This window comes from Amycolatopsis sp. NPDC028719, from assembly GCF_055565395.1.
Window position 1 is genome coordinate 146614 of record NZ_JBVHUL010000012.1, and the last position, 25141, is coordinate 171754.

At 69.7% G+C, this 25141-nt stretch carries 26 protein-coding genes; 14 read left to right on the forward strand and 12 right to left on the reverse strand.

Going from position 1 to position 25141, the window contains the following annotated elements; genetic code table 11:
• The first annotated feature begins 697 nt into the window (after nucleotides 1-697).
• The 3 genes from ACZ4TR_RS40980 (at nucleotide 698) to ACZ4TR_RS40990 (ending at nucleotide 4137) form a co-directional block, all read left to right on the forward strand.
• Nucleotides 698-2215: a S1C family serine protease gene (locus ACZ4TR_RS40980; protein WP_364526104.1), complete on the forward strand. Its 1518-nt coding sequence runs from the start codon at nucleotides 698-700 to the stop codon at nucleotides 2213-2215.
• 76 nt (nucleotides 2216-2291) lie between these two features.
• Nucleotides 2292-2726: a Sec-independent protein translocase protein TatB gene (gene tatB, locus ACZ4TR_RS40985; protein ID WP_465293516.1), complete on the forward strand. Its 435-nt coding sequence runs from the start codon at nucleotides 2292-2294 to the stop codon at nucleotides 2724-2726.
• A gap of 361 nt (nucleotides 2727-3087) precedes the next feature.
• A complete protein-coding gene (locus tag ACZ4TR_RS40990; protein ID WP_465293517.1) occupies nucleotides 3088-4137 on the forward strand; it encodes a hypothetical protein in 1050 nt (349 codons plus the stop codon).
• A gap of 6 nt (nucleotides 4138-4143) precedes the next feature.
• Here the strand turns inward: ACZ4TR_RS40990 and ACZ4TR_RS40995 are convergent, their stop codons facing one another.
• Genes ACZ4TR_RS40995 through ACZ4TR_RS41010 form a run of 4 tightly spaced genes read right to left on the reverse strand, consistent with a single transcriptional unit; the run spans nucleotide 4144 to nucleotide 8001 of the window.
• A complete protein-coding gene (locus tag ACZ4TR_RS40995; protein ID WP_465293518.1) occupies nucleotides 4144-5289 on the reverse strand; it encodes an Mrp/NBP35 family ATP-binding protein in 1146 nt (381 codons plus the stop codon).
• A gap of 10 nt (nucleotides 5290-5299) precedes the next feature.
• A complete protein-coding gene (locus ACZ4TR_RS41000; RefSeq protein ID WP_364526112.1) occupies nucleotides 5300-5809 on the reverse strand; it encodes a DUF1003 domain-containing protein in 510 nt (169 codons plus the stop codon).
• On the reverse strand, nucleotides 5802-7079 hold the full coding sequence (locus ACZ4TR_RS41005) for a magnesium transporter MgtE N-terminal domain-containing protein (RefSeq protein ID WP_364526114.1): 1278 nt from the start codon (nucleotides 7077-7079) through the stop codon (nucleotides 5802-5804). The genes ACZ4TR_RS41000 and ACZ4TR_RS41005 overlap by 8 nt, the downstream gene beginning before the upstream one ends.
• A 10-nt stretch (nucleotides 7080-7089) precedes the next feature.
• Nucleotides 7090-8001 carry an aminoglycoside phosphotransferase family protein gene (locus ACZ4TR_RS41010; RefSeq protein ID WP_465293519.1) on the reverse strand — a complete coding sequence of 304 codons (912 nt, stop codon included), beginning with the start codon at nucleotides 7999-8001 and terminating at the stop codon, nucleotides 7090-7092.
• 92 nt (nucleotides 8002-8093) lie between these two features.
• Here ACZ4TR_RS41010 and ACZ4TR_RS41015 point away from each other — a divergent pair, with 92 nt between their 5' ends.
• Nucleotides 8094-8984 carry a slipin family protein gene (locus ACZ4TR_RS41015; protein ID WP_364526118.1) on the forward strand — a complete coding sequence of 297 codons (891 nt, stop codon included), beginning with the start codon at nucleotides 8094-8096 and terminating at the stop codon, nucleotides 8982-8984.
• Between the two features lie 172 nt (nucleotides 8985-9156).
• On the opposite strand, the gene ACZ4TR_RS41020 is transcribed toward ACZ4TR_RS41015, so the two are convergent.
• A complete protein-coding gene (locus ACZ4TR_RS41020) occupies nucleotides 9157-9795 on the reverse strand; it encodes a DUF4190 domain-containing protein (protein ID WP_465293520.1) in 639 nt (212 codons plus the stop codon).
• Between the two features lie 185 nt (nucleotides 9796-9980).
• Here ACZ4TR_RS41020 and ACZ4TR_RS41025 point away from each other — a divergent pair, with 185 nt between their 5' ends.
• From ACZ4TR_RS41025 to ACZ4TR_RS41050, 6 genes are all read left to right on the forward strand, one after another.
• Complete coding sequence (locus tag ACZ4TR_RS41025; RefSeq protein WP_364526122.1) at nucleotides 9981-11177, forward strand: acyl-CoA dehydrogenase family protein; 1197 nt, start codon at nucleotides 9981-9983, stop codon at nucleotides 11175-11177.
• Nucleotides 11178-11577: 400 nt separating this feature from the next.
• On the forward strand, nucleotides 11578-12102 hold the full coding sequence (locus tag ACZ4TR_RS41030; RefSeq protein ID WP_364523700.1) for a YflT domain-containing protein: 525 nt from the start codon (nucleotides 11578-11580) through the stop codon (nucleotides 12100-12102).
• 255 nt (nucleotides 12103-12357) lie between these two features.
• Entirely contained in the window at nucleotides 12358-13680 is a 1323-nt protein-coding gene (locus tag ACZ4TR_RS41035; protein ID WP_465293521.1) for an ABC transporter substrate-binding protein, read from the forward strand.
• Complete coding sequence (locus tag ACZ4TR_RS41040; protein ID WP_465293522.1) at nucleotides 13677-14648, forward strand: carbohydrate ABC transporter permease; 972 nt, start codon at nucleotides 13677-13679, stop codon at nucleotides 14646-14648. The genes ACZ4TR_RS41035 and ACZ4TR_RS41040 overlap by 4 nt, the downstream gene beginning before the upstream one ends.
• Nucleotides 14648-15487 (forward strand): carbohydrate ABC transporter permease, encoded by an 840-nt coding sequence (locus ACZ4TR_RS41045; RefSeq protein ID WP_364523706.1) that lies wholly within the window; start codon nucleotides 14648-14650, stop codon nucleotides 15485-15487. Before ACZ4TR_RS41040 ends, ACZ4TR_RS41045 begins: the two co-directional genes overlap by 1 nt.
• Before the next feature lie 2 nt (nucleotides 15488-15489).
• Nucleotides 15490-16671 carry an ABC transporter ATP-binding protein gene (locus ACZ4TR_RS41050; protein ID WP_465293523.1) on the forward strand — a complete coding sequence of 394 codons (1182 nt, stop codon included), beginning with the start codon at nucleotides 15490-15492 and terminating at the stop codon, nucleotides 16669-16671.
• A 63-nt stretch (nucleotides 16672-16734) separates the two neighbouring features.
• Here ACZ4TR_RS41050 and ACZ4TR_RS41055 read toward each other — a convergent pair whose 3' ends face one another.
• The 4 genes from ACZ4TR_RS41055 to ACZ4TR_RS41070 form a co-directional block, all read right to left on the reverse strand.
• The gene (locus tag ACZ4TR_RS41055; protein WP_465293524.1) at nucleotides 16735-17307 is read right to left on the reverse strand and encodes a dihydrofolate reductase family protein; all 573 of its coding nucleotides are present in this window, start codon (nucleotides 17305-17307) and stop codon (nucleotides 16735-16737) included.
• Nucleotides 17308-17322: 15 nt separating this feature from the next.
• Nucleotides 17323-18519, reverse strand: a complete 1197-nt coding sequence (locus ACZ4TR_RS41060) for an RNA polymerase sigma factor (protein ID WP_465293525.1) — start codon at nucleotides 18517-18519, stop codon at nucleotides 17323-17325.
• A complete protein-coding gene (locus ACZ4TR_RS41065; RefSeq protein WP_465293526.1) occupies nucleotides 18519-18878 on the reverse strand; it encodes a YciI family protein in 360 nt (119 codons plus the stop codon). Before ACZ4TR_RS41065 ends, ACZ4TR_RS41060 begins: the two co-directional genes overlap by 1 nt.
• A 114-nt stretch (nucleotides 18879-18992) precedes the next feature.
• The gene (locus ACZ4TR_RS41070; RefSeq protein WP_465293527.1) at nucleotides 18993-19889 is read right to left on the reverse strand and encodes a hypothetical protein; all 897 of its coding nucleotides are present in this window, start codon (nucleotides 19887-19889) and stop codon (nucleotides 18993-18995) included.
• A gap of 262 nt (nucleotides 19890-20151) precedes the next feature.
• Between ACZ4TR_RS41070 and ACZ4TR_RS41075 the strand changes: the two genes are divergently transcribed.
• Entirely contained in the window at nucleotides 20152-20349 is a 198-nt protein-coding gene (locus ACZ4TR_RS41075) for a PspC domain-containing protein (RefSeq protein WP_284747428.1), read from the forward strand.
• On the opposite strand, the gene ACZ4TR_RS41080 is transcribed toward ACZ4TR_RS41075, so the two are convergent.
• The 3 genes from ACZ4TR_RS41080 to ACZ4TR_RS41090 form a co-directional block, all read right to left on the reverse strand.
• On the reverse strand, nucleotides 20333-20518 hold the full coding sequence (locus ACZ4TR_RS41080; protein WP_465293528.1) for a DUF397 domain-containing protein: 186 nt from the start codon (nucleotides 20516-20518) through the stop codon (nucleotides 20333-20335). The two genes, ACZ4TR_RS41075 and ACZ4TR_RS41080, sit on opposite strands and share 17 nt — an antisense overlap.
• Nucleotides 20519-20533: 15 nt before the next feature.
• Nucleotides 20534-21370, reverse strand: a complete 837-nt coding sequence (locus tag ACZ4TR_RS41085; protein WP_465293529.1) for a helix-turn-helix domain-containing protein — start codon at nucleotides 21368-21370, stop codon at nucleotides 20534-20536.
• Between the two features lie 86 nt (nucleotides 21371-21456).
• Nucleotides 21457-22122, reverse strand: a complete 666-nt coding sequence (locus ACZ4TR_RS41090) for a TetR/AcrR family transcriptional regulator (RefSeq protein WP_364523719.1) — start codon at nucleotides 22120-22122, stop codon at nucleotides 21457-21459.
• 119 nt (nucleotides 22123-22241) lie between these two features.
• On the opposite strand from ACZ4TR_RS41090, the gene ACZ4TR_RS41095 reads away from it, so the two are divergent.
• From ACZ4TR_RS41095 to ACZ4TR_RS41105, 3 genes are all read left to right on the forward strand, one after another.
• Complete coding sequence (locus ACZ4TR_RS41095; protein WP_465293530.1) at nucleotides 22242-23741, forward strand: MFS transporter; 1500 nt, start codon at nucleotides 22242-22244, stop codon at nucleotides 23739-23741.
• A 65-nt stretch (nucleotides 23742-23806) separates the two neighbouring features.
• Nucleotides 23807-24301 carry a SigE family RNA polymerase sigma factor gene (locus tag ACZ4TR_RS41100; protein ID WP_364523723.1) on the forward strand — a complete coding sequence of 165 codons (495 nt, stop codon included), beginning with the start codon at nucleotides 23807-23809 and terminating at the stop codon, nucleotides 24299-24301.
• On the forward strand, nucleotides 24301-25044 hold the full coding sequence (locus tag ACZ4TR_RS41105) for a hypothetical protein (RefSeq protein ID WP_465293531.1): 744 nt from the start codon (nucleotides 24301-24303) through the stop codon (nucleotides 25042-25044). The genes ACZ4TR_RS41100 and ACZ4TR_RS41105 overlap by 1 nt, the downstream gene beginning before the upstream one ends.
• The last annotated feature ends 97 nt before the right edge of the window (nucleotides 25045-25141 follow it).

Consider the following 25141-nt stretch of genomic DNA (forward strand, 5'->3'; position numbering starts at 1 on the left):
GGTGGTCGCGTCGGGACTCGGTCCCGGCCTGGGTCCGGCGAGTCGGGCTGGCGCGGCTGGGGCGCTGTGTGAACGACGCTCCAACCGTGCGACCACGCCCTCTCGGAGGGTGTGGCGGCAATTCTGAGCACCGCCAGACCCTCGGACTGATCGGTTGGCTGGTGCGCTCGGGCCGGGGTCCGGTGTCGCGAATGAGTCATTCGGGACCTCCGACGCCGCGAATGAGTCATTCGCGACGTTCGGACTGCGTGCGCGTGGATCCGTTCCGCGGCGGCAGCAGGAGTCGGGCGGCTGACCGCGGCCTTGCCGGAACCCGGGTCCCCAACGTCTTGAATGACTCATTCATGTCATCGGACGCCGTGAATGAGTCATTCACGGCATCTCAGCGCCGCAACCAGCCCCTGCGTCGGCCCCCAGCAGACGCCTCCACAGCCTCGGGCCAGCCGCCCCTGCTCAGCCCCAGTCCCAGCCCGGAAAGCAGCCCCCACCCTTCCCAGGGGGGCGACCCCGAGTCCAGTCTATCGCCGCCCTCCGACGGAAACGCCTGATCAGCCGCTGAAGCCGCCGTTTGTCCACATTGCCCGACCCCTGGGGACAACCCACCCAAGCAACAGCCATTTCACTGGCGTACCGGCAGACTCGGAGCACTGGGCTTGGGTATCGTCACGCCCAGCCACCTGATCTTCTGCACCGGGGAATGATGACCGAGCCGAACGTGAATCCCGAGCAGCCCGGCGCGCGTGATGCCGACCGGCTGGGTCCGCGGCCGCTCGCGCGGCCGGCCGTCGATCCGGCTCAGGCCGCCGTCTTCGGGCGGCCCAGCGGGGTCGATGGCGCGTTCGACCAGCTCTACTCCCCCCAGAAGTCCAACGGTGTCCGGCTCGCGCCGCCCGCTCCCGAGTCGCTCGCCGAGGCCTTCCGGCGGCCGCCCGGGGCCGAAGGTGTGCTGCTCGAACGGCCGCGGGAAGCCACCGGTGAACCGAAAGAACAAGAGCCGCCCCTGTGGAACAGCACCAGCGATCCCTGGCGTGACCCGGGCGCCGGGGCCGTTCTCGCCGGGCCCGCGGTGCCCGCCGAAGACGAGGAAAAGCCCGCCAAACGCCCACCCGGCGCCCTGCTCAGCCTGCCCGAGGTGCTCTTCGGACGGCGCGTGCAGCCGAAGGCGCTCGCCTTCCTCGGCGTGGTCGCGCTGCTCGTCGGCGCCGTCGGCGGGCTCGTCGGCTGGTGGGTCGCCGACACCGGCAGCGAGCTCACCGGCTCCGCCACCATCTCGGAAGCCGAGGCCGCCAAGGAACGCCCGGCCGGCTCGGTCGCGGAAATCGCCAAGCGCGTCGCGCCCGCCGTCGTCTCGCTCGAGGTCTTCAAGCCCGGTGCCGACTCCGGTGAGCAGGGCTCCGGCGTCATGATCGACCCGCAGGGCTACATCCTCACCAACGAGCACGTGATCTCCTCCGCGAGCGCCGACCCGGGCGTCAAGATCACCGCCATCTTCATCGACGGCACCCGCACCGAAGCCAAGCTCGTCGGCTCCGACCAGAAGACCGACCTCGCCGTCGTCAAGGTCAACGTCACCAACCCGACCGTGCTGCAGATCGGCAAGTCCTCGGACCTGCAGGTCGGCGACACCGTGATGGCCATCGGCTCGCCGCTCGCGCTGCAGAACTCCGTGACCGCCGGCATCGTCAGCGCCCTCAACCGGCCGATCACCGCGGGCGGCGACAGTGGCGCCCCGCCGGTCACGTACGAAGCCATCCAGACCGACGCCGCCATCAACCACGGCAACTCCGGTGGCGCGCTCGTCGACGCCACCGGCGCGCTCGTCGGCATCAACTCCTCGATCCGCTCCTCCGGCGCGGACGGCGGCAGCATCGGCATCGGCTTCGCCATCCCCAGCGACTACGCGGTCAAGATCGCGAAGGCACTGATCAAGGACGGCAAGGTCCAGCACGCCGACATCGGCATCAACGCCTCGTCGACCGTCGCCGGCTCGTCCACCATGGGCGCCCAGGTGAAGAACGTCGCGCCCGGCGGCCCGGCCGCGAACGCCGGCATCAAGGAGGGCGACGTCATCACGAAGATCGGCGGCCGCCTGGTGCGGGACTCCGCCGAGATGACGGTCGCGGTGCGGGCCCACGACGTCGGCGAGGTCGTCCCGGTGCAACTGGTCCGCGACGGCGCGAGCTTCGTCGTCGACGTAACCCTGGCTTCCGACTGAGTTCCCGCGTTCGGCCTGCCGGAGCGCGGGCCGGGACGGGTACCCTGAGCGGGTAGTTTCCGAGCGGAGGTAGACGGTGTTCGACAGTGTCGGATGGGGGGAAATCCTCGTCCTCATCATCGCCGGTCTTTTCATCCTCGGCCCGGAACGGCTTCCCGAAGCGGCGTCGTGGATGGCGAAGAGCGTGAAGAAGGTCCGCGACTTCGCGACCGGTGCGCGCGAACAGCTCCGCGAGGAGATGGGCCCGGAGTTCGACCAGCTCCGCAAGCCGCTCGAAGACCTGCGCGGGCTGCGCAACTTCGACCCGAAACGCGTGGTGACGCAGCACCTGTTCGACGGCGACGCGGACCCGCTCGGCCTGAAGGGCATCACCAACGGCAGCCCGAACCTGAGCGGCTCCAACGGGACGAACGGGACCAACGGCTCGAACGGCTATTTGGCCGGCCAGACCAAGCAGCCGGAGCCGCTCAAGCCGGGGGAGCGCCCGCCGATCGACCCGGACGCCACGTAGCGCCGACGGTTGTCCCCAGCCCGGCCGTGATGTGGACAAGTCGGCCGCTGCTCGGTCATTTTCGCGTTTCCGTCTGCCACCCCCGATAAACTGGGTGCGGGGCCGGACCCCCGGAGAGGGCGGGGGCTGCTTTCTGCCGCGTCGAGGACAGCTGCGGGCACCCGCGAGATAGCCGCGCAGACCCGCGGATACCCGCGCACAGCTGCCGGCGATGGGGGAGAGAAACGGGTGAAACACCCGTTCGCGCGCCGTCTCCGGGGATTTCCCTAGTCCCCTTCATGCCCCACGACCACATGATCGTTTCACTCCTACGTTCGAGTGGGGGCGGCTGTCCGCCGCCCGCACACGAAGGGGAGACAACATGAAACTCAGATCGCTGAGCTGCGCGCTGCTCGCGCTGGGCCTGCTGGGATCGGGGCAGACAGCCTCCGCCGCCACCGAAGCCGCGTGCACCTGGAAGCCCACCGCCCTGGGCGCCGGTACCTCCGTGAGCGCGAGGGTGACGGCGACCGATGACAAGGGGAACTTCGCCGGCTGGACGCTCCCGACCGACGAGTTCGGCGAAACCCGGCGCGCCGCTTCCTGGACCGGCGGGGCCTTCACCGACCTCGGCACGGCCGGGACCTACGGCGCCGCCGTGACGGCGGAGAACCGGTCGGGTGCCGTCGCCGGGACCGCGCGCTACGCGATCTTCGGAGCCGGCTTCGACTTCGAGAAGGCCTTCAAGAGCTCCGGCGGCACTCTGGTGCAGCTGCCCTTCCCGACCTCGAGCCAGCTGCCCGCGGGCTACACGAAGTCGTCCGCTCTCGGCATCACCGACTCCGGCGACGTCATCGGCGTCGTGCGCAAGCAGAACGGCACGGGCCAGGTCCCGGTCCGCTGGCCCGCCGGCTCGCCGGAGACCGTGACGCTGCTGACCGGCCTGCCGTCGGGCATCGCCGGCGTCGACACGGACGGCTCGATCGTGCTCAACAGCGGGGACATCTGGCGCGACGGCACGCTGACCCGTCTGGGTACCCTGCCGGGCCTCGAGTTCGCCTGGCCCGAGGCCATCAAGAACGGCCGCGTCGTCGGCTACGGCGTCTACAACGGCAAGAAGGTCGGCGTCTACTGGGACCAGCAGCACGCGGCCCACGTCCTGCCGAAGTCCAGCTACAACCTCTCCAACGGCAACCCGGGCTTCACGATCAACGCCGCCGGCCTGATCCTCGGCCGGCTCGACGAGGCGAACGGCGGCGACGACGCGGCGGGCACCGGCTACGGCGTCTGGAACCAGGGCACCTTCGTCTCGAAGTTCGGTGACCTCAAGGCCGACCTGCCCGTCGTCATCGGCGACGACGGCACCGCGGGCGGCTTCCGCTACGACGCCGCGAAGCAGCACTCGACCGCGTACGTCTGGCGCTGCTCCTAAGAAAGCTCAGCGGCCGGCCGGGGTGACGTTCAGCATCATCCCGGCCAGGCCGCGCGCCCGGACCGTCAGCTTCTTCGCCATCTCCTTCAACACCACGGCCGCCGGCGCGTCCGGTGCGGTCAGCACCAGCGGCGTCCCCGCGTCGCCCTGCTCGCGCAGGCGCGGGTCCAGCGGCACCTGGCCCAGCAGCGGCACCTCGGAGCCGATCGACTTCGTCAGCGACTCGGCCACCGTCTGCCCGCCGCCCGAGCCGAAGATCTCCAGGCGGGAGCCGTCTTCCTGCTCCAGCCACGACATGTTCTCGATGACCCCGGCGACGCGCTGACGCGTCTGCAGCGCGATCGCGCCGGCCCGCTCGGCCACCTCCGCCGCGGCCTGCTGCGGCGTCGTGACGACCAGGATCTCCGCGTTCGGGATCAGCTGGGCCACCGAGATCGCGATGTCGCCGGTGCCCGGCGGCAGGTCCAGCAGCAGGATGTCCAGGTCGCCCCAGAAGACGTCGGCCAGGAACTGCTGCAGCGCGCGGTGCAGCATCGGCCCGCGCCACACCACCGGCGTGTTGCCCGGGGTGAACATGCCGATCGAGATCACCTTCACGCCGTGCGCCTGCGGCGGCATGATCATCGTGTCGACCTTGGTCGGCTTCTCGCGCGTGCCCAGCATGCGGGGGATCGAGTGGCCGTAGATGTCCGCGTCCACGACGCCGACCGACAAACCCCGCTCGGCCATCGCCGCGGCCAGGTTCACCGTGACCGACGACTTGCCGACGCCGCCCTTGCCGGACGCGACGCAGTACACCCGCGTCATCGAGCCCGGCTGCGCGAACGGGATGACCGGCTCCGCGGCGTCCCCACGCAGCGACTTCCGCAGCTCGGAGCGCTGTTCGTCACTCATGACGTCCAGCTCGACGCGCACGTCGGCGACTCCGGGGAGCTTCGCGACGGCTTCCTTCGTGTCGTTGGTCAGCGTCGCCTTCAGGGGGCAGCCGGCCACCGTCAGGTAGATCCCGACGGTGACGACACCGTCTTCGCCGACGACGACGTCCTTCACCATCCCCAGGTCCGTGATGGGTTTGTGGATCTCGGGATCTTGCACGCTCTTCAGCGCGCTGCGGACGTCATCGACGCTGGGGAGCTGCTGAGTGCTGGTCACCCCGTCCATGTTACGAGCCGGTAGGAGTGCGGTTCGGTTTGGCCTTCCGCGGCTGGACGTCGAGGTCCTCCCGGAGCCGGTCCAGCTCACTGCGCAGGTAGTCGCGCGTCGCCACCTCGCCGACCGCCAGCCGCAGCGCCGCCAGCTCCCGCGCCAGGTACTCGGTGTCGGCTTTCGTCTGCAGGGCCCGGTTCCGGTCCTCCTCCAGCGAGACGCGGTCGCGGTCGTCCTGCCGGTTCTGCGCGAGCAGGATCAGCGGCGCCGCATACGCCGCCTGTGTCGAAAACGCCAGGTTGAGCAGGATGAACGGGTAGGGGTCCCACTGCAGCGAAACCGCCGTGATGTTCAGCACGACCCAGACGATGACCAGCAGCGTCTGCCAGAACAGGTACTTCCCGGTGCCGAGGAACCGCGCCAGCCGTTCGGACAGCCGGCCGAAGGTGTCCGGGTCGATGTTCAGCCTGAACCGGTTCTGGCCGCGGGGCTGGTCGAGCCGCCGTCCCGAAGTCAGCTCAGGCACGGTCTTCCTCCAAGGTGTCGTGCAGTCCGGTCTCGCGCCAGTCTTCGGGCAGCAGGTGGTCGAGGACGTCGTCGACGGTCACCGCGCCGATCAGGTGGTCCTCCGCGTCGATGACCGGCCCGCAGGTCAGGTTGTAGGCCGCGAAGTAGCGCGTGACCTCGGCCAGCGACGCGCCCGGTTTCAGCGGCGGCAGCCCGGTGTCCACCGCGCTGGCCACCAGCTCGGCGGGCGGCTCCCGCAGCAGCCGCTGGAAGTGGACGACGCCGACGTAGCGCCCGGTCGGCGTCGCGGTCGGCGGCCGGCACACGAACACCATGCTGGCCAGCGCCGGCGGCAGCTCGGCGTTGCGGATGTGCGCGAGCGCTTCGGCGATCGTCGTGTCCGGCGTGAGCACCACCGGCTCCGGGGTCATCAGGCCGCCCGCGGTGTCGGACGAGTACTCCAGCAGCCGCCGGACCGGCGCGGACTCCTCCGGCTCCATCAGCTCCAGCAGCCGGCTCTGCTCGGCCGGGGCCAGCTCGGCCAGCAGGTCGGCCGCGTCGTCGGGGTTCATCGCCTCGAGGACGTCGGCCGCGCGCTCCTCGGCCAGGTAGGCCAGCAGCTCCTTCTGGTCGTCGTCCGGCAGCTCTTCGATGACGTCGGCGAGGCGTTCGTCGTCCATCGCGTCGGCGACCTCGTGGCGGCGCTTGAGCGGCAGGTCGCGCACGGTGGCGGCGATGTCGGCCGGGCGCATCGTGTCGAAGAGCATGAGCAGCTGGCCGGCGCCCTGGGGCTGGGCGCCGAGGTCGGCCAGCCCCAGCCCGGCCACCTCCGACCAGGGCAGCACCTGCATGGCCGCCCGGCGGCGCCCCAGCCCGACGCGCCGCTCGCGGATGGCGAGCTTGGCCAGCACCCAGTCGCGGGTGCGGGTGGGCTCCATCGCGGCGTCGACGACGGTGATCCGCGTGCCGGACCCGGCCAGCGACGCGTGCGCGTCGAGCAGCTGGCCGAGCACCAGGACCTCGTTGGGGCGCTGGTTGAACTGGCGCATGTTGACCGAGCCGGTGGCGAGCGTCACGGCGGTCGGTTCGATCGAGGTGACGCGCAGCATCGGCACGAAGACCCGCCGCCGCGTCGTCAGTTCGACGACCAGGCCGAGGATGCGGGGTGGCTGCGCGTCCAGCCGCAGGCCGGCGACCAGGTCGCGGACCCGGCCGATGGACTCGCCGTCCGGTCCGAACACCGGCAACCCGGACAGCTGAGCTGCGAAAACCCTGTTGACCGCGGCCATGCCGCTGACACTATCGGCTGGCTGCCCACGTAGCGATTTCCGGCACAGTGATGAAAGCCGGGTCGTCGCTGTCCGCTTCGAACGCTTCGAGGTCTTCGAGCATCCAGATCCAGTTCTGCACCGCTCGCACGAGCGTCCACGCGCGGGCGCGACCGGCGTCGAGCTCGTGGGAGGCGACGATCAGCGCGAACCGTTCGTCCAGTGTGGACTCGGTGAAGCGGTTCCAGAACAGCGGGATGACGCCCCACTCGAGGTCGCCGGACAGCGGCTTCGGGTCGATGACCAGCCACGGCTCCCGCGTGCCGGCCAGGACGTTCTGGAAGTGCAGGTCCTCGTTCACCAGCAGCCCGCCCGCGGACGGCCCGAGTTCGCGGCAGACCGCGACGGCGTCGTCGACGAGCCGCCGGTCGAACGGCTCGCCGAGCTCGGCCCACCGGCGGGGCAGCTCGACGGCGAGGCGTTCGGCTTCGGCGCGCACGCTCCTGGCCAGCTCCGGCGGAGCGGGCACGGCGAGGCGCCGAGCCAGCTCGCCCAGGAGCGGGACGGCTTCGCGCAGCGGGAGGTCGTCGAGCGTGCGCGCGGCGTCGAGCCGCTCCAGCAGCAGGACGCCGTCCGCGGGCGCGGACTCCAGCAGCAGCACCGCACCCCGGCCGGCCCAGGCGGCCAGGGCGAGCGGCTCGTCGGCGGATTCTTCGTCGCGCCAGCCGAGTTTCAGCACCACCGGCGTGCCGTCGGCGAGCCGCGCGGGCTGCACGACGCCGACGTAGCCGTGCATCGCCTCGCCCTCGAACGTCAGGCCCCACTCGCGGGCGTACGCGGCGGCGAGGTCCGGCAGGGCGGCCACCCAGCCAGCGGCCTCCGGGCCCAGCACCCGGGGTGCCCGGCCGGCGAACAGCGGCGGGACGCGGAGATCGGTCACCACCCCAGTCTGGTGGCCTCGTCCAGCGCGTTTCGTCCTGGTCGGCACGGGCGTACGCTGGGTTTTCAGGGGAAAACGCAACCCCGGGAGCAGCCATGGTGGTGGAGATCCTCAGCGCCGTAGTCGTCGCGGGCGGAGCCTGGCTCGCGGCCGGTGTGCGCGTCGTCAGGCAGTACGAGCGAGGGCTGGTCTTCCGGTTCGGCCGGGTGCGGGCCCGGGTCTCGGAACCCGGCCTGACGCTGCTGGTGCCGTTCGTGGACCGGATGCAGAAGGTCAACATGCAGATCGTGACCATGCCGGTCCCCGCCCAGGACGGCATCACCCGCGACAACGTCACCGTCCGGGTCGACGCGGTCGTCTACTTCAAGGTCATCGACCCGGTGATCGCGGCGGTCAACGTCCAGGACTACCGGGCGGCGGTCGGCCAGGTCGCGCAGACGTCACTGCGCTCGATCATCGGCAAGAGCGACCTCGACGACCTGCTCTCCAACCGCGAACGCCTCAACGAAGGCCTGGAGCTGATGATCGACAGCCCGGCGCTGGACTGGGGCATCCACATCGACCGCGTCGAGATCAAGGACGTGGCGCTGCCGGAGGCGATGAAGCGCTCGATGTCGCGCCAGGCCGAGGCGGAGCGGGAACGGCGCGCGCGCGTCATCTCGGCCGACGGTGAGCTGCAGGCGTCGTACAAGCTTTCGCAGGCCGCCGCGCAGATGGCCGACACCCCGGCGGCGTTGCAGCTGCGGCTGCTCGAGACCGTCGTGCAGGTGTCGTCGGAGAAGAACTCGACGCTGGTGCTGCCGTTCCCGGTGGAGCTGCTGCGGTTCCTCGACGCGCAGACGCCGAAGCCCGCGGCTCCCGCTCCCGCGCCCGAGGCCCGGCCGGAACTCCAGGAACCCGAAGCCGTGGAGGCCAAGCCGGCGGCGAACGGCCACGCGACGCCGTCGCCGCGCAGCCCCGGCGACGCGGTGCTGCCCGCCGACTAGCTCAGCCGGCCGTTGGGGTTCACCGGTTCGAGGCGTGGTCGCGGTGTCGTGAATGACTCATTCACCTCGTCCGAGGACATGAATGAGTCATTCAAGACGTCCGGGCCGCCACTCCGGCGGTCCAGGGCCGCGCCGCCTGCTCGGAACCCGGTCGAGGGCCACGTACACCGCGCTAGTTCAGCTGGCCGTTCGCGCTCAGGATGATCAGGGTGGTGAAGAAGCCGATCCACAGCGCGATCACGACGTAGCCCACGATCACGGCGGCCGTGGCCAGGCCGCGGCCGCCCGCTTCGCCGCGGTCCGTCTTGCTCAGCGCGATGTGACCCATGACCAGCCCGGCGATCGCGGTGATGCCGGAGCACAACCCGAGGATCGAGCACACCAGCGCGCCGATCGCCAGCGCGTTGTCCGGTCGGCGCGCGACGGGGACGTACGGCGGCTGGACGTAGGGCGCCGGGCCGCCGTACGGCTGGCCGTAGGGCTGCGCGTACGGCTGCTGGTACTGGTAGGCGTACGTCGGTTGCGGCTGGCCCGGCGGGACGTACGGCGTGCCGGGGATGTGCGCGGCGGGAGCCTCGAACGCGCCGGGCGGCAGGTGCCCGGGCTGCTCCGGAGCGGGCGCGGCCGGGGCGTCGGCGATCGTGGTGTCGGCGGCCGCGGTGTTCGCGGTCGTCGTGTCGGCGACCGTGCTGTCGGCCGCCGGCGGGTCGTAGTTCTCCGGTGTGTACGGCGCCGGCTCCGCGGTGGGCGGCGGGTCGTACGACACCGTCGGATCGGCCGGACGGTCCTTGTCCCCGGACGGGTCGGTCATGGCGGGTCCCCTCGATGCGTGCTGGAAGCCCACGTTAGCCGTTCGGCGGCGCCCGGCCCCGGGAGATCCGGCTACCGCGACCGGGGTGAGCGTGAGCGCCCTCATAGCAGGGTGGTGGCTTTCGGGTCATACTCACCGGTAACCCAGCGCCGGGAGCCGGCGTCGCAATTGGAAAGGGAGCCGTGATGGCCCGTCTCGCCCAGACCGCCGGCCTGACCGACGTGCAGTCGGAGATCCTCGCGACCGTCCGCTCGTTCGTGGACAAGGAGGTCATCCCGCACGCGCAGGAGCTCGAGCACGCCGACACGTACCCGGCGGACATCGTCGAGGGCATGAAGGAGATGGGCCTGTTCGGGATCACCATCCCGGAGGAGTACGGCGGGCTCGGCGAGTCGCTGCTGACCTACGCGCTCGTCGTCGAGGAGATCGCGCGAGGCTGGATGAGCGTGTCCGGCGTGATCAACACCCACTTCATCGTGGCGCACATGATCTCCCGCCACGGCACGGAAGCGCAGAAGCAGCACTTCCTCCCGCGGATGGCGACCGGCGAGGTGCGCGGCTCCTTCTCGATGTCGGAGCCGGACCTCGGTTCGGACGTCGCCGCGATCAAGACCAAGGCGAAGAAGACCGATGACGGCTACGTCATCGACGGCTCGAAGATGTGGCTGACGAACGGCGGTTCGTCGAACCTGATCGCGCTGCTCGTCAAGACGGACGAAGGCGCGGAGAAGGCACATCAGAACCTGACGACGTTCCTCGTCGAGAAGCCCGAAGGCTTCGGCGAGGTGGCGCCCGGTCTCACCATCCCCGGCAAGATCGACAAGATGGGCTACAAGGGCGTCGACACGACCGAAGCGGTCTTCGACGGCTACAAGATCGGCGCGGACATGGTGCTCGGCGAGGCGCCGGGCAAGGGCTTCGCGTACATGATGGACGGTGTCGAGGTCGGCCGCGTGAACGTGGCGGCGCGGGCGTGCGGCATCGCGATCCGGGCGTTCGAGCTGGCGGTGGAGTACGCCCAGCAGCGCAAGACGTTCGGCAAGGCGATCGCGGAGCACCAGGCGGTGGCGTTCAAGCTGGCCGAGATGGCGACGAAGGTCGAGGCGGCCCACCTGATGATGGTGAACGCGGCGCGGTTGAAGGACTCGGGCGAGCGCAACGACGTCGAAGCCGGGATGGCGAAGCTGATCGCGTCGGAGTACTGCGCGGAGGTCACGCAGGACTCGTTCCGGATCCACGGCGGGTACGGCTACTCGAAGGAGTACGAGATCGAGCGCCTGATGCGGGAGGCGCCGTTCCTGCTGATCGGCGAGGGGACGAGCGAGATCCAGAAGACCATCATCAGCCGCGGCCTGCTGCGCGAGTACAAGTCCCGTTCCTGAGGCCGCCACTTTCGCCGGGAAAGATGCGTCCGGAGGGCCTGCGGACGCATCTTTCCCGGCGAAAGTGACGTCTGGAGGCCCCGCAGACGTAACTTAATCAGGGAAAGTGCGAAGCGACTTGTCGACATGGTGACCGGTTGCCGGTGCAGTGAATGACTCATTCCTGGCGTCTGGCGCCAGGAATGAGTCATTCACTGCGTTCGCGAAGCCCGACCCGCGGCCCGGGCGAGGTGCCGGGGGTGAGCGGGGTGGGGACCGGTGGCGGCGGGAGCCGGCGGCTGAACCCGGGCCTCGCCGGGAGCGGGCGCGACCACTGGCTCCGGCCTTTCGGGGTAAGCGGCTCGCACGGTCCGGGCGTTCTTGACAAGATGGACGCCCGAGACCCACGAGTGCGCAGGTGATGATGGTGAGTAGTCCCTTCGGCGGGAACCGGGCACCCGGGAACCTGCCACGCTTGCCGACCCCGCCGACCGGCTGGCCGATCGGGTCGTACGCGACCTACGGCGAGGCGCAGCAGGCCGTCGACTTCCTCGCGGACAGCGAGTTCTCCGTCAGCGACGTCACGATCGTCGGCGTGGACCTGATGCTCGTCGAACGCGTCATCGGGAAGCTGAGCTGGGGACGCGTGCTCGGCACCGGGGCCGTCTCCGGCGCCTGGTTCGGCCTGTTCGCCGGGCTGCTGCTCGGGCTGTTCGTCAACCAGGGCTTCGCGTTGCAGCTGCTCACCGGGCTCGTGCTCGGCGTGCTCTCCGGGCTGATGTTCGCCGCCATCGGGTACAGCATGTCGCGCGGGCGGCGGGACTTCTCCTCGGCGAGCCAGCTCGTCGCCGGCCGCTACGACGTCCTGTGCCAGCCACGCTCGGCCGAGCGGGCCCGGGAGCTGCTGGCCAAGCTGGCGCTCAAGCCGCCGTCGGCCAACATCTGAGGGAAACCCTGGAAAACCCGGCCAATACCAGGGGAAAATCACGGTTCAGTCTGCGGTGGGCTGAATCGTTACCGATACTGCTTGCGGGGTGTGATCGCCCGGCATAAGTTGTCCGACACCAGTCGGGCGGCCCCGCCTTGCCAGCGTGGCGGCCCGAGCACTAGCACGTCGGGGTGCTGGCGCGGTTCGCCTCATCGCGCTGTGGTGCCCACCGGGCACCGCGGTATCCGGCGTGCACGCGGGTGAGGAGGCCTTATGGGGAAGAGGATCGGCGCGGGCAAACGGGGGCGATCGCCCGGCCGTACCGCGGTCCTGCTGGGGGCAGGGGCTTTGGTGACCGGCATGCTGGCCGGTTGCGGTTCGGGTGGCGGACTGAAGATCAACGTCTACTACGCGCCCGAAGACAGCTTCCAGAAAGTCGTCGACAACTGCAACCAGGCGGCCGGCGGTCGCTACGAAATCGTCTACAACAAGCTGCAGCGCGGGTCGGACGACCAGCGGCTGCAGATGGCCAGGCGGCTCGCCGCGGGTGACACCGCGATGGACGTCCTGGGCCTCGACGTGACCTGGGTTTCGGAGTTCGCCGAAGCCGGGTGGATCGAGGAGTGGAAGGACCAGAACAAGGCCGCGGCCTCCGAAGGCGTCCTGGACGGGCCGCTGGAAACGGCGACCTACAACGGGAAGCTCTACGCGGCCCCGAAGAACACGAACATCCAGCTGCTCTGGTACGACGACCGGATCACCCCGACCCCACCCAAGACGTGGGACGAGATGATCCAGAAGTCGAAGGAGCTGAAGGCGCAGGGCAAGCCGTACAGCATCGTCTTCACCGGCGCGCAGTACGAAGGCCTGGTCGTCTTCTACAACACGCTCGTGGAGTCGATGGGCGGCCACATCCTGTCCGACGACGGCAAGTCCGTGGTGATGGACGACGGCGCGGTCAAGGCACTGGCGCTGCTGAAGCAGATCACCGCGTCGGGGATCACCGACCCGTCGCTGACCAACTCGAAGGAGGACGACGTCCGGCAGACGTTCCAGCGCGGTGACGCCGCGTTCGAACTGAACTGGCCGTTCGTCTACGCCTCCTACGCGAAGGACAAGGCGTCGGATGTCCAGCACATGAAGTGGGCCGTCTACCCCGAGGCGCAGGCCGGTACGCCGGCCAAGACCACCATCGGCGGGTACGACCTCGCGATCAGCTCGTTGTCGGAGCACAAGCCGGAGGCGTACGAAGCGGCGTTGTGCCTGCGGAGTGCGGAGAACCAGAAGTTCTCGGCGATCAACGACGGTGTGCCGCCGACCATCGAATCGGTGTACCACAACGACACGCCGCTCGACCCGTCGAAGCCGGCGGGTGACGACAACCCGAACATGGCGATCAAGTACCCGATGCGCGACTCCATCCTGGACGCGCTGAAGGACGCCGCCGTCCGGCCGCTGACCCCGGCGTACCAGAACATGTCGACGGTGATGTCGAAGGTCCTGTCACCGCCGGCCGAAATCGATCCGAAGGCCACCGCGGACAAGCTGCGCGAGCAGCTCAACGACGCGCTCCAGTCGAAGGGAGTGATCCCGTGACCGTCCAGGACTCGAGCCCGGCGGACACTTCCGGGGCCACGGTCGCCGAGGAGGCGACGTCCCGCAAGAAGGGCAAACCCGCCCTGTCCGAAGGGAAGAAGGCCGAGCGGAAGCTCGGGCTCTGGCTGTGCGCGCCCGCGTTCTTCGTGATGATCGCGGTCACCGGCTACCCGATCGTCTACTCGATCTGGCTGTCGCTGCAGCGGTACGACCTGCGGTTCCCCGCGCAGCAGGAGTTCGTCGGCTTCGACAACTACGGGGCCGTGCTGTCCAACTCGTACTGGTGGACGGCGTTCGGCACCACGATGTTCCTGACCGTGGTGTCGGTGGCGATCGAGTTCGTGCTCGGCATGGCGCTGGCGCTGGTCATGCACCGGACGCTCGTCGGGCGCGGCCTGGTCCGCACGGTCGCCTTGATCCCGTACGGCATCGTCACGGTCGTCGCGGCGTTCTCGTGGTACTACGCGTGGACGCCGAAGACCGGCTACCTGGCGAACTGGCTGGCCGCGGACGCGGCGCCGCTGACCGACCAGTGGCCGTCGATGTTCATCATCATCGGCGCCGAGGTGTGGAAGACCACGCCGTTCATGGCGCTGCTGCTGATGGCCGGCCTCGCGCTGGTGCCGGACGACCTGCTCAAGGCCGCGGCGATGGACGGCGCGAGCGCGTGGCAGCGGTTCACGAAGGTGATGCTGCCGGTGATGAAGCCGGCGATCCTGGTGGCGCTGCTGTTCCGCACGCTCGACGCGTTCCGGATCTTCGACAACATCTACGTGCTCACCGGTGGTGCGCAGGACACCGGGTCGGTGTCGATGCAGACCTACGACAACCTGGTCAAGGGGCTCAACCTCGGGATCGGGTCGACGATGGCGGTGCTGATCTTCATCACCGTGGCGATCATCGCCTTCATCTTCATCAAGGTGTTCGGCACGGCCGCACCGGGTTCGGACGACGGGGGTAAGCGCTGATGGTGATGGGAACCGTCACGACGGGCCGCAAAGTCAGGTGGGGCCTGGTCGACATCCTCGTGCTGGTGTTCGCGCTGGTGCCGGTGCTCTGGGTCGTCTCGCTGTCGTTCAAGACCAAGGACACGCTGACCGACGGGTCGTTCATCCCGCAGTCGTGGACCTGGCAGAACTACGCGGACATCTTCCAGACGTCGGAGTTCCTGCTGGCGCTGGTCAACTCGATCGGCATCGCGATCATCTCGACGGTGATCGCGGTGGTGCTGGGCACGATGGCCGCGTACGCGATCGCGCGGCTGGAGTTCCCCGGCAAGCAGCTGCTGGTCGGGCTTTCGCTGCTGATCGCGATGTTCCCGCAGGTGTCGCTGGTGACTCCGCTGTTCAACATCGAGCGGAACCTCGGGCTGTTCGACACCTGGCCCGGCCTGATCCTGCCGTACATCACGTTCGCCCTGCCGCTGTCGATCTACACGCTTTCGGCGTTCTTCCGGGAAATCCCGTGGGAGCTGGAAAAAGCGGCGAAGATGGATGGCGCGACGCCGGCCCAGGCGTTCCGGAAGGTGATCGCGCCGCTGGCCGCGCCGGGTGTGTTCACCACCGCGATCCTGGTGTTCATCTTCTGCTGGAACGACTTCCTGTTCGCCATCTCGCTGACGTCGACCACGGCGTCGCGCACGGTGCCGGCGGCGCTGTCGTTCTTCACCGGGTCCTCGCAGTTCGAGGACCCGACGGGACAGGTGAGCGCGGCCGCGGTCGTCATCACCATCCCGATCATTGTGTTCGTGTTGTTCTTCCAGCGTCGCATCGTGGCGGGGCTGACCTCCGGTGCGGTGAAGGGGTAGTCATGGCTGAAATCGTCCTCGACAAGGTGTCGAAGAAGTACCCCGACGGCGCGCTCGCGGTGTCCGAAGTGGACATCACCATCGCCGACGGCGAGTTCATCATCCTGGTCGGCCCGTCCGGCTGCGGGAAGTCGACGACGCTGAACATGGTGGCGGGCCTGGAGGACATCTCCTCCGGCGAGCTGCGCATCGACGGCAAGCGCGTCAACGAGAAGGCTCCGAAGGACCGGGACATCGCGATGGTGTTCCAGTCCTACGCGCTCTACCCGCACATGAGCGTCCGGGAGAACATGGCGTTCCCGCTGCGGCTGGCGAAGGTCGACGACAAGACGGTGCGGGCGAAGGTGGAGGAAGCCGCGTCCATCCTCGACCTCAACGCGCACCTGGACCGCAAGCCGGCCAACCTCTCCGGTGGCCAGCGGCAGCGCGTCGCGATGGGCCGGGCGATCGTCCGGAACCCGAAGGCGTTCCTGATGGACGAGCCACTGTCCAACCTGGACGCCAAGCTCCGCGGCCAGATGCGGACGTCGGTGTCGAAGATCCAGAAGCAGCTCGGCACGACGACGCTGTACGTCACGCACGACCAGACCGAAGCCATGACCCTGGGCGACCGGGTCGTGGTGCTGCGCGGCGGTTTCGTGCAGCAGATCGGCTCGCCGCAGTTCCTCTACGACAACCCGGCCAACCTGTTCGTCGCGGGGTTCATCGGCTCGCCGTCGATGAACTTCGTGCCGGCCACGCTGGAGAACAACGAGCTGCACAGCCCGCTGGGCACCACGCCGCTCACCGACCGGGTCCGGCGGCTGGTGGAGAAGGCGGGCGCGCCCCGCGAGGTGCTGGTCGGCATCCGGCCGGAGCACTTCGAGGACGCGGCGCTGGTCGAGGCCGGGCAGAAGACGGGCGGCGGCACGTTCACCGCGCACATCGACGTCCTCGAGTCGATGGGTTCGGAGAAGTTCGCCCACTTCACGCTCGAAGGCGAGACGGCGACCTCCGCCGAACTCGCCGAGCTGGCCGCGGACAGCGGTTCGGCCGACGTCCCGGGTTCGGAGTCCCAGATCGTGGCCCGCCTGTCGGCGGAGTCGTCCGCGAAGGAGAACTCGGACCTCGAGATCTGGTACGACGCGGACAAGATCAAGCTGTTCGACCCGTCCAACGGCAAGAACCTCACCTACGAGGACTGAGCCGCAGGTCCGTGAATGGCACATCGAGGGACTTCAAGTCCCTCGATGTGCCATTCACGGCTTTCAGGGGTGCAGGGTCGGGCGGTAGACAAGCTCCTGGATGTTGCCGTCGAGCGTCCGGGTCTCGAGGAGCTCGAGGTCGAAGTCCTCCGCGCCGGCGAAGATGGGCCCCTCGCCGGTCTTGCCGGTGATGACCGGGTAGAGCGTCACCTGGACGCGGTCGACCATGCCGGCGGCCAGCAGCGCGCGGTTCATCGCCAGGCTGCCGTGCGAGCGCAGCGGCACGTCGGATTCCTTCTTGAGCCGGGCCACGACGTCGACGGCGTCGCCGCTCAGGATGGTCGCGTCCGGCCAGCCGAGCGGGTCTTCGAGGGTGTTCGACACCACGGTGGCCGGCAGGTTGTGCAGCCGCGCCACCCACGGGTCGAGGTCGTCCTCGGGAACGGCGCTCAGCATCTCGGCGGTCATCCGGAACGTGGTGGCGCCGAAGACGATCCGCTGCTCCTGCTCGTACTGGGCGAGGCGGTGCGCGAGCAGCTCGGGGCCCTGCTTGCCCCAGTAGCCGCCCCAGTCGCCGTGGTGGTCGCCGAAGCCGTCGAGGCTGCAGAAGACGTCGAACGTGTAGATCGCGGTCATGGTGAAATCTCCTTTTCAGTGATTTGCCGAAGCCAGGCGTGCTCGCCGAGCCTCCAGGAAGGTGCGTTCGGTTTCGTTGCCGGCCAAGGCGATCGCCTCGTCGTAGGCGGCGACCGCTTCGGCGGTCCGGCCGAGCCGGGTGAGGAAGTCGGCCCGGGTGGCGGGCAGCAGGTGGTAGCCCGGCAGGTCCAGGTGTTCGATGGTGGCCAGCGCCAGCGCCGGGCCGTGCACCTCGGCGACGGCGACCGCGCGGTTGAGCGCGACGACCGGCGACGGGTTCTGCGCCAGCAGCTGGTCGTAGAGCGCCAGCACCTGCGTCCAGTCGGTCGACGGCCCGTCGGTGTGCACGGCGTTGATCGCCGCCTGCAGCTGGTACGGCCCCGGCCGGTTGCGGAGCAGGCACCGCCGCACCAGCGCGTGCCCCTCGGCGATCAGCTCCCGGTTCCACCGCGACCGGTCCTGCTCCGCGAGCACCACCAGCTCACCCGAGGGGCTCACGCGGGCGGGCCGCCGGGCTTCGGTGAGCAGGAGCAGCGCCAGCAGCCCGAGCACCTCCGGCTCGTCCGGCATCAGCTCGGCGAGCGCCCGCGCCAGGCGGACGGCGTCGGCGCACAGGTCCGTCCGCAGCAGCTCCCCGGACGTCGACGCGTAGCCCTCGTTGAAGATCAGGTACAGCACGGTGAGCACCGAGGCCAGCCGGCCGGGGAGCTCGGCGGCGTCCGGCACCCGGTAGGGGATGCCGGCGTCGCGGATCTTCTTCTTCGCGCGGACGATCCGCTGCGAGATGGTCGCTTCCGGCACGAGGTAGGCGCGCGCGATCTCCGGCACCTCGAGCCCGCCGAGCAGGCGCAGGGTCAGCGCGGTCCGCGCGAGCGGCGAGAGGGCGGGATGGCAGCAGGTGAAGATCAGGCGGAGCTGGTCGTCGCGCACAGGTCCCACCTCCTCCAGCTCGTCGGATTGGTGCAGCAGCAACGCCTGCGCGTGCCGGGCTTCGCGGGTGGACTCCCGGCGCAGGCGGTCGATCGCCCGGTTGCGGGCGGTGGTCACGATCCACGCGCCGGGGTTCGGCGGCAGCGCTTCGTCCCACTTCGTGACGGCCACCGCGAACGCGTCCTGCACCGCTTCCTCGGCGAGCCCGATGTCCCCGAGGAGGCGCGTCAGCGTGGCCACGCACCGGCCGTACTCCGCCCGGTAGACGCCGTCGAGGTCCATCAGCGCCGGCGCGAACCGTCGTCGAACGGACGCACTTCGATCGGCTGCTCGCAGGCCAGCGAGCACTTCTCGGCCCAGATCAGCGCCTGGTCGAGGTCGTCGGCCTCGATCACCCAGAACCCGCCGAGCTGTTCCTTCGTCTCGGCGAACGGGCCGTCGGTGAGCGTGGTCGTGCCACCCGGCGTGCGGACGACCGTGGAAGCGTCCGAGTGCTGCAGGCCGCCGACGAACACCCACACCCCGGCGGCCTTCATCTCGTCGGTGACCTTGCCGGTGCGGGCCAGCTGGGCCTGCACGGCTGCTTCGGACTCCGGCGGCGCGCTCTCGTCGAGCTGGACGGCCAGCAGGTACTGCTTCATCTCAGGCCCCTTCCTCCGGGTCGACCGCTCGTTGCCGGTCTCTCACCTTGGCTACGAACCGGCTCGCCGCCGTTCGACAATCCCCGGAGAAAAGTTTCGAGAAAAGGTGCCGGGCTACGCCACGGGCAATCGCGGGAGGATCGCGTTCGCCGCGGTGCGAGCCAGCGCGCACGTGCCGTCGCCGGCCGTGCCCGCCGTCTCCACCACGCTGAGCTCCGCCAGCTCGCGACGGCCCGGCAGGCCCCGTGCCGGCTGCGTGGTGTCGACCAGGCAGAACGCGCCCGCCACGCGGACCCGTGCCTCGCGCCCGCCCACCGGCTCGGCGGGAGTCGCCGGCTCGTCGGTTTGCACCGTCAGCTTGAGGCTCACCTTGCCGCGGATGCAGCTGTGCCCGGACAAGCCGGTCGTCGGCCGGCTCCCGGCGCCCGCGACGGCGTCGAGGTCGGGACTGTCCAGCATCGCGCAGGGCGCCACGAGGCCCCACGAGCGCTCCGGGAACGTCAGCCGCCGCACCTTGTTCGCGGTGACCGCGGTCAGCACCGAGCCGACCGCCGCGTCCGCGACCCCGCAGCGGGCGGCCTGGTCGGCGCCGCTGTCGGTGACCGAGAGGTCGAGCCGGTTGCCGTCGGCGAAGGTGATCGCGCGGGTGCAGGCGCTCTGGTCGTTGAACATCGACTGCTGCACCGCGACGCCGTCGGGCACGGCGCCCTCGTAGGAGTAGGGCTTGATGTTCGGGTCGGAGTCGAAGGCCAGCGGCCCGACGAGGATCGTGCGCCCGCCGGCGTCGGCCCGGCACTTCTCGAACGTCGGGGTGACGACCGCGCCGGGTGCGACGGCGGGCACGTCGAGCAGGCTGCAGTAGTCGACGGTCTCGAAGTCCCCGAGCGCGGCCGACGCGGTCAGCGGCGTCGGCCCGGACGACGGTTCGGGAGCGGCCTGGGTCTTCGCGCACCCGGCGGCGAGCAGGGCGCAGAGCATGGCGACGACCAAGGACTGCAGACGCGGGTACACGGTGTGCAAGTATCACCGCATCGAGCGGAAAAGCCAGCCCTGACGGGGACATCTCTCATTGTTTTTCGCGCCCGGTCACGAGAACGCGCTGGTCACCGGATTCCACGCCGGTTTCCCGGGTTTCGCCGGGCCTGCCGAACGATTTTCGCTTTTGCCGTCCCCTAAGGGAAGGATCCTTCCCGCGAGCGATGCGGAAGCGGGTACTCCGGTGGTGAAGTGGAGATATCGGAAGTTCTCCGAAGCACGAGGAAAGGGAAAGACGATGAGCGCACCGGTCACCACCCGACGGCTGTCCCGTCCCCGCTACGGCCGCATGATCGGCGGTGTGTGCGCGGGTCTCGCCCAGCGATGGGGCATGAAGACCAGTACGGTGCGGCTGCTGGCCGTGCTGTCGTGCCTGCTGCCCGGGCCGCAGTTCGTGGCCTACCTGATCATGTGGGCGATCATTCCGTCCGAGTGACGGCGGTGGTGACGGTGCCGAGGAAGCCGCGCCAGGCAGAGGCGTCGACGGCGAAGTGCGGGCCGGAGGGATCCTTCGAGTCCCGCACCGCCACGGCGGGTGGAGTGAAGGCAACTTCGACGCAAGCGGTGTTTTCCCCGCCGCTGTAGCTGCTCTTGCGCCAAGCCATTTCCACAGCTCACCCCTATGCGCTCAGCTGATCCGCGAGCCGGAGAAGTCGCTCGCAGGTCTCATTCTCGCCGAGAGCAACCTTAGCAAGAGTGCGGAACTGCCTGGATAGCTGGGCAATCTGGGTTCCCTTGACCAGCTGCAGGTTCCCGGCGGCGTGGTCAACGTAGCCGAGGTCGCTGATCGTGTCTTCCGGAAAGCTGAGGATCGAGAAGGCGCCACGCAGGCCGACGTGGGGCCCCATGTCCGCCGGGACGATCTGGACCCGCACCCGGGGCAGCTCGGTCAGCTCGAGGATGTGCAACACCTGGGACACCAGCACGTGCGGCTCGGCGACCCGGCGCACGAGTGCGGTTTCGTCGACGATCGCGTCCAGGCTGAGCGGATTCTCGCCCCGCAGCCGCTCACAGCGGCGCATTCGCACGTGGAGCTGGTGGTTGCGTTTCCGGGTGCCCAGGTCCGCGAACAGCGCACTCGCGTATTCCTCGGTCTGCAGGAGCCCGGGCACGTACGCCAGCTCGAAGTTCCGCACCGAGACCGCCTCGGCCTCCAGCGCCGGATAGCTGTTGACCGACACCCCTTCGATCCGGTTCTGGTTGGGCCGCCGCGCCTCTCGCGCGATCTCGACCAGCTCCGCCAGATCGTCCTCGGGCACGCGGTAGAGCTCCGCCATCGCCCGGGCGTGCAGCGGGTGGATCGCCCCCTGCCCCTTCTCCAGCCTCGACAGCGTGCTCTTCGAGATGTCGAGGTCTCCGCCGGCCTGTTCCAGCGTCAGGCCCGCCTTTTCTCGCCAGGCCTTGAGCTCCCGGCCCAGCTGCAGCCGTCGAATCGCCGGAACGCTGTAATACGCCAACCCGCGCACCTCCCCGTCGCCATGATCGCGCGGGCAGCAGTGTCCGGGCGGGAGGGCGGCGCCGGGATCCCGCGCCGATCACCCCATCAGGGGCGCCAGCAGGACATCGCTTCGTCGACTTCGTCCACGTCGAGCGGCGGGTGTGGCAGCTCCGACGGCTTGCCGGGCTGCGCGCGCAGCCCGTCCAGGAGCATCGCGAGGCAGCGGCGCCACAGGTCCGGCTCCACCGCGGACGTGAACTCGATCGCCGAGCCGACCATCATGTGCAGCAGGGGGATGTCGGTCGGGGAGAAGTCGGGCCGCAGGCCGCCCGCCTCCTGGGCCCGTTCGACGAGCCTTGTGATCAACGGCACCATGCGGGCCTTCGCGTCGGCGACGTGCTCGTGGCCGAACTTGTTGGACAGCATGATCTCGCGGAGCCCGCGGTCGCCGGAGTGGAGTTCGATCGACTTCCAGGTGAAGTCGACGAACGCCTGCCAGGCGTCTTCGGCCTTCAGCGCTTTCTCGGCGAGGTCGCCGATCTCCTCCATCCGCTCGGCGAACATGGCCTCGACCAGGTGTTCCTTGCTGGGGAACCGGCGATAGACCGTGCCGACGCCGAGACCGGCGTGGTGGGCGATGTCGTCGAGCGTGGCCTCGAGGCCCCGGCGTCCGAAGACTTCGCGGGCCGACGCGAGGATGCGGCGGCGGTTGAGTTCGGCGTCGCGCCGCAGCGGCCGCGCCGGTGCGGCGGGACCTGCGTCCCGTGTCATGCGTCCCAGTCTACCAATGAAGTAGAGGCACCTTCTCCGGTTCTTGTGTACCTTGGGTCGCGTAAGGGGAGATACCTACTCCACATAGCTTCCTGATCACTCCCAGTGAGGGGACACCCATGTCCGAATCCACGCTCGTCGTCGCGCCGTCGGGGGACGCGCGCGCCGCCGACAACCCCCACCACGCCAGACGGTGGCTGATCCTGGTGATGATCGGCCTGGCGCAGCTGATGGTGGTGCTGGACGCGACCGTCGTGAACATCGCGCTGCCGTCCGCCCAGGTCGACCTGGGCTTTTCCAACGACGCCCGCCAGTGGGTCGTCACGGCTTACGCGCTCGCGTTCGGCAGCCTGCTGCTGCTCGGCGGGCGGCTCGCGGACCTCTTCGGCCGCAAGAACGCCCTGCTCGTCGGCCTGGCCGGCTTCGCCGCCGTGTCCGCGCTCGGAGGCGCGGCGACCAACATCGAAATGCTGCTGATCGCCCGCGCGGCGCAGGGCGTGTTCGGCGCGCTGCTCGCGCCGGCCGCGCTCTCGCTGCTCACCACGACGTTCACCGACCCGAAGGAACGCGGCCGCGCGTTCGGCGTGTTCGGCGCCATCGGCGGTGGCGGCGCGGCGGTCGGGCTGCTGCTCGGCGGCGTGCTCACCGAGTACCTCGACTGGCGCTGGTGCATGTTCGTGAACATCATCTTCGCCGTCGCCGCGTTCGTCGGCAGCTCCGTCCTCCTGAGCAACCAGAAGGACGCCGGCCCGCGCCCGAAGCTCGACCTGCCGGGCACGGTCACCGCGTCGGCCGGTCTGTTCGCGCTGGTCTACGGCTTCGCGAACGCCGAGTCGGACTCGTGGTCGGCGGTCTCGGTGTGGGGCTTCCTCGCGGCCGGCGTCGTGCTGCTGGGCGTGTTCGTGTGGCTGCAGCAGCGCGTCTCGCACCCGCTGCTCCCGCTGCGCGTGCTGCTGGACCGCAACCGCGGCGGCTCGTACCTGGCGATGTTCCTGCTGGCCATCGGCATGTTCGCGATCTTCCTGTTCCTGACGTTCTACGTGCAGCAGAACCTGCAGTTCACACCGATCCAGAGCGGCCTCGGGTTCCTGCCGATGGTCGCGACGCTGATGCTGGCCGCCACGACGGCGACGGCGGTCCTGCTGCCCCGCTTCGGCCCGCGTCCGCTGGTGCCGACGGGCATGGCCATCGCGGCGGTCGGGCTGTTCTGGCTGAGCGGCATCGGTCTCGACAGCACGTACGCGTCCGGCGTGCTCGGCCCGCTGCTGGTGATGGGCTTCGGCATCGGCCTGGCGATGGCGCCGGCGATGAGCGTCGCGACGTTCGGCGTCGAGGCGCGCGACGCGGGTGTCGCGTCGGCCGCGGTCAACACGATGCAGCAGGTCGGCGGCTCGATCGGCACGGCGCTGCTCTCGACGCTGGCCGGTAACGCGGCGACGTCGTACCTCGCGGGCAAGGTCCCGACGCCGCAGCTCGCGGCCGAGGCGTCGATCGAGAGCTACACGACGGCGTTCACCTGGGCCGCGGTGATCTTCGCGGGGGGTGCGGTGCTCAGCGGCCTGCTGCTGCGCCCGGGCGTTCCGAAGGGCGAAGCCGCCCCCGGTGCCGTGCACATGTGATTTCGCTTGAACCTTCCCGGCCCTCCGCGCACTAGTAACACTGAGAACGTGCGAAGGAGGGCCGGGTGGGGGCGTCGAGAGACCTCGATTTCAGCGAGTACTTCGCCGCGCGCGTGCAGCGGTTCCGCCGGGTGGCCTTCGCCTTCTGCGGTGACTGGCACGCGGCCGAAGACCTGGTCCAGGCCATGTTCGTGCAGCTGTACCGGCGCTGGCGGCGGGTGCGCCCGGACACCGTCGACGCGTACGCGCGCCGCATCCTGCTGAACCTGTTCCTGGCCGGCCGGCGGACCTCGGGCCGCGAGTACGTGACGTCCGTGGTGCCGGAACGGGAGTCGCCGCCGGGCCGCGACACCCCCGTACGGCTCGACGTCGAACGCGCGCTGGCCGATCTCACGCCGCGGCAGCGCGCGATGGTCGTGCTGCGGTTCCTCGAAGACCTCCCGGTGGCGGAGGTCGCTTCGCTGCTCGGCGTCGCCGAGGGCACGGTCAAGTCCCAGACGGCCCGCGGGGTCGAAGCCCTGCGCGCGGTCCTGCCCGCGCCGACGGCGGAGGAGCGGTGATGGAAGACGTCCGGACCGCGTTGACGGCCTACGTGACCGAAGGCGAGCCCCCGCTGGGTCTCTCCGAAGACGGCGTGCTTTCGGCGGCCCGCCGATCGCGCCGGCAACACCTGCTCACGGGCGTGGTGGCGCTCACCGTGGTGGTGCTCGCGCTGGGCCTGGCCGTGGTGGTGCTGCCGCACCGGGATCCGGTGGCCGCACGGCCGTGTCCGTCGGCGTCGGACACGCGTTCGGCGCTGGTCGACCGGTTGAGCTGTGTCATCGGCCACGCCGTCCGGTCGATGCTCGACCCGGATGCGCAGATCACACGCCTGACGATCCCGGGGGAGGTCCCGCCGGAGGACCCGTTCCACCTGATCGCGGACCCCGCCGGGGACGCGCCGCGGGACGCGTTGTTCCACCTGGGGGTCCGGGTGACCGACGCGCGGGGTTCCGGCTCGGTGTACGTCGTGATCGTGCCCAGCGCGAACTCGGGCGGGCCGCCGTGCGAAGAACCGGGGGAGATCCTCTGCCGCCGGGAACAGACACCTCAGGGCGTGTTGTGGCTGTCGACGCTGCGCTCCGGCGACGTCTTGACCCACCGCGTGGCACTGGCCACCCCGGACGCGGTCGTGCAGTTTTCGTCGAACAACAGCGGGGTGCTGGAGCGCGCGGGCGTGAGCCTCCCGGCCCAGCGCCCCGAGCCGACGCTCACGCTGGATCAGGTGCGGCAGCTGGCGTTGACCTCAGGGCTGGATCTCTAGCGCCCCAATGTGGCGTTGGTTGCGTCAGACGCACCCAATGTGGCGTTCGGTGCGTCTGACGCACCGAACGCCACACCGGGGGGCTTTCGGAACGGAG

Coding starts and splice junctions, on each gene's coding strand:
- ACZ4TR_RS40980 (WP_364526104.1), top strand. CDS start 698: ATGATGACCGAGCCGAACGTGAATCCCGAGCAGCCCGGCGCGCGTGAT.
- ACZ4TR_RS40990 (WP_465293517.1), top strand. CDS start 3,088: ATGAAACTCAGATCGCTGAGCTGCGCGCTGCTCGCGCTGGGCCTGCTG.
- ACZ4TR_RS41005 (WP_364526114.1), bottom strand. CDS start 7,079: ATGGCCGCGGTCAACAGGGTTTTCGCAGCTCAGCTGTCCGGGTTGCCG.
- ACZ4TR_RS41015 (WP_364526118.1), top strand. CDS start 8,094: ATGGTGGTGGAGATCCTCAGCGCCGTAGTCGTCGCGGGCGGAGCCTGG.
- ACZ4TR_RS41020 (WP_465293520.1), bottom strand. CDS start 9,795: ATGACCGACCCGTCCGGGGACAAGGACCGTCCGGCCGATCCGACGGTG.
- ACZ4TR_RS41025 (WP_364526122.1), top strand. CDS start 9,981: ATGGCCCGTCTCGCCCAGACCGCCGGCCTGACCGACGTGCAGTCGGAG.
- ACZ4TR_RS41030 (WP_364523700.1), top strand. CDS start 11,578: ATGATGGTGAGTAGTCCCTTCGGCGGGAACCGGGCACCCGGGAACCTG.
- ACZ4TR_RS41035 (WP_465293521.1), top strand. CDS start 12,358: ATGGGGAAGAGGATCGGCGCGGGCAAACGGGGGCGATCGCCCGGCCGT.
- ACZ4TR_RS41045 (WP_364523706.1), top strand. CDS start 14,648: ATGGTGATGGGAACCGTCACGACGGGCCGCAAAGTCAGGTGGGGCCTG.
- ACZ4TR_RS41050 (WP_465293523.1), top strand. CDS start 15,490: ATGGCTGAAATCGTCCTCGACAAGGTGTCGAAGAAGTACCCCGACGGC.
- ACZ4TR_RS41055 (WP_465293524.1), bottom strand. CDS start 17,307: ATGACCGCGATCTACACGTTCGACGTCTTCTGCAGCCTCGACGGCTTC.
- ACZ4TR_RS41060 (WP_465293525.1), bottom strand. CDS start 18,519: ATGGACCTCGACGGCGTCTACCGGGCGGAGTACGGCCGGTGCGTGGCC.
- ACZ4TR_RS41065 (WP_465293526.1), bottom strand. CDS start 18,878: ATGAAGCAGTACCTGCTGGCCGTCCAGCTCGACGAGAGCGCGCCGCCG.
- ACZ4TR_RS41075 (WP_284747428.1), top strand. CDS start 20,152: ATGAGCGCACCGGTCACCACCCGACGGCTGTCCCGTCCCCGCTACGGC.
- ACZ4TR_RS41080 (WP_465293528.1), bottom strand. CDS start 20,518: ATGGCTTGGCGCAAGAGCAGCTACAGCGGCGGGGAAAACACCGCTTGC.
- ACZ4TR_RS41090 (WP_364523719.1), bottom strand. CDS start 22,122: ATGACACGGGACGCAGGTCCCGCCGCACCGGCGCGGCCGCTGCGGCGC.
- ACZ4TR_RS41095 (WP_465293530.1), top strand. CDS start 22,242: ATGTCCGAATCCACGCTCGTCGTCGCGCCGTCGGGGGACGCGCGCGCC.
- ACZ4TR_RS41105 (WP_465293531.1), top strand. CDS start 24,301: ATGGAAGACGTCCGGACCGCGTTGACGGCCTACGTGACCGAAGGCGAG.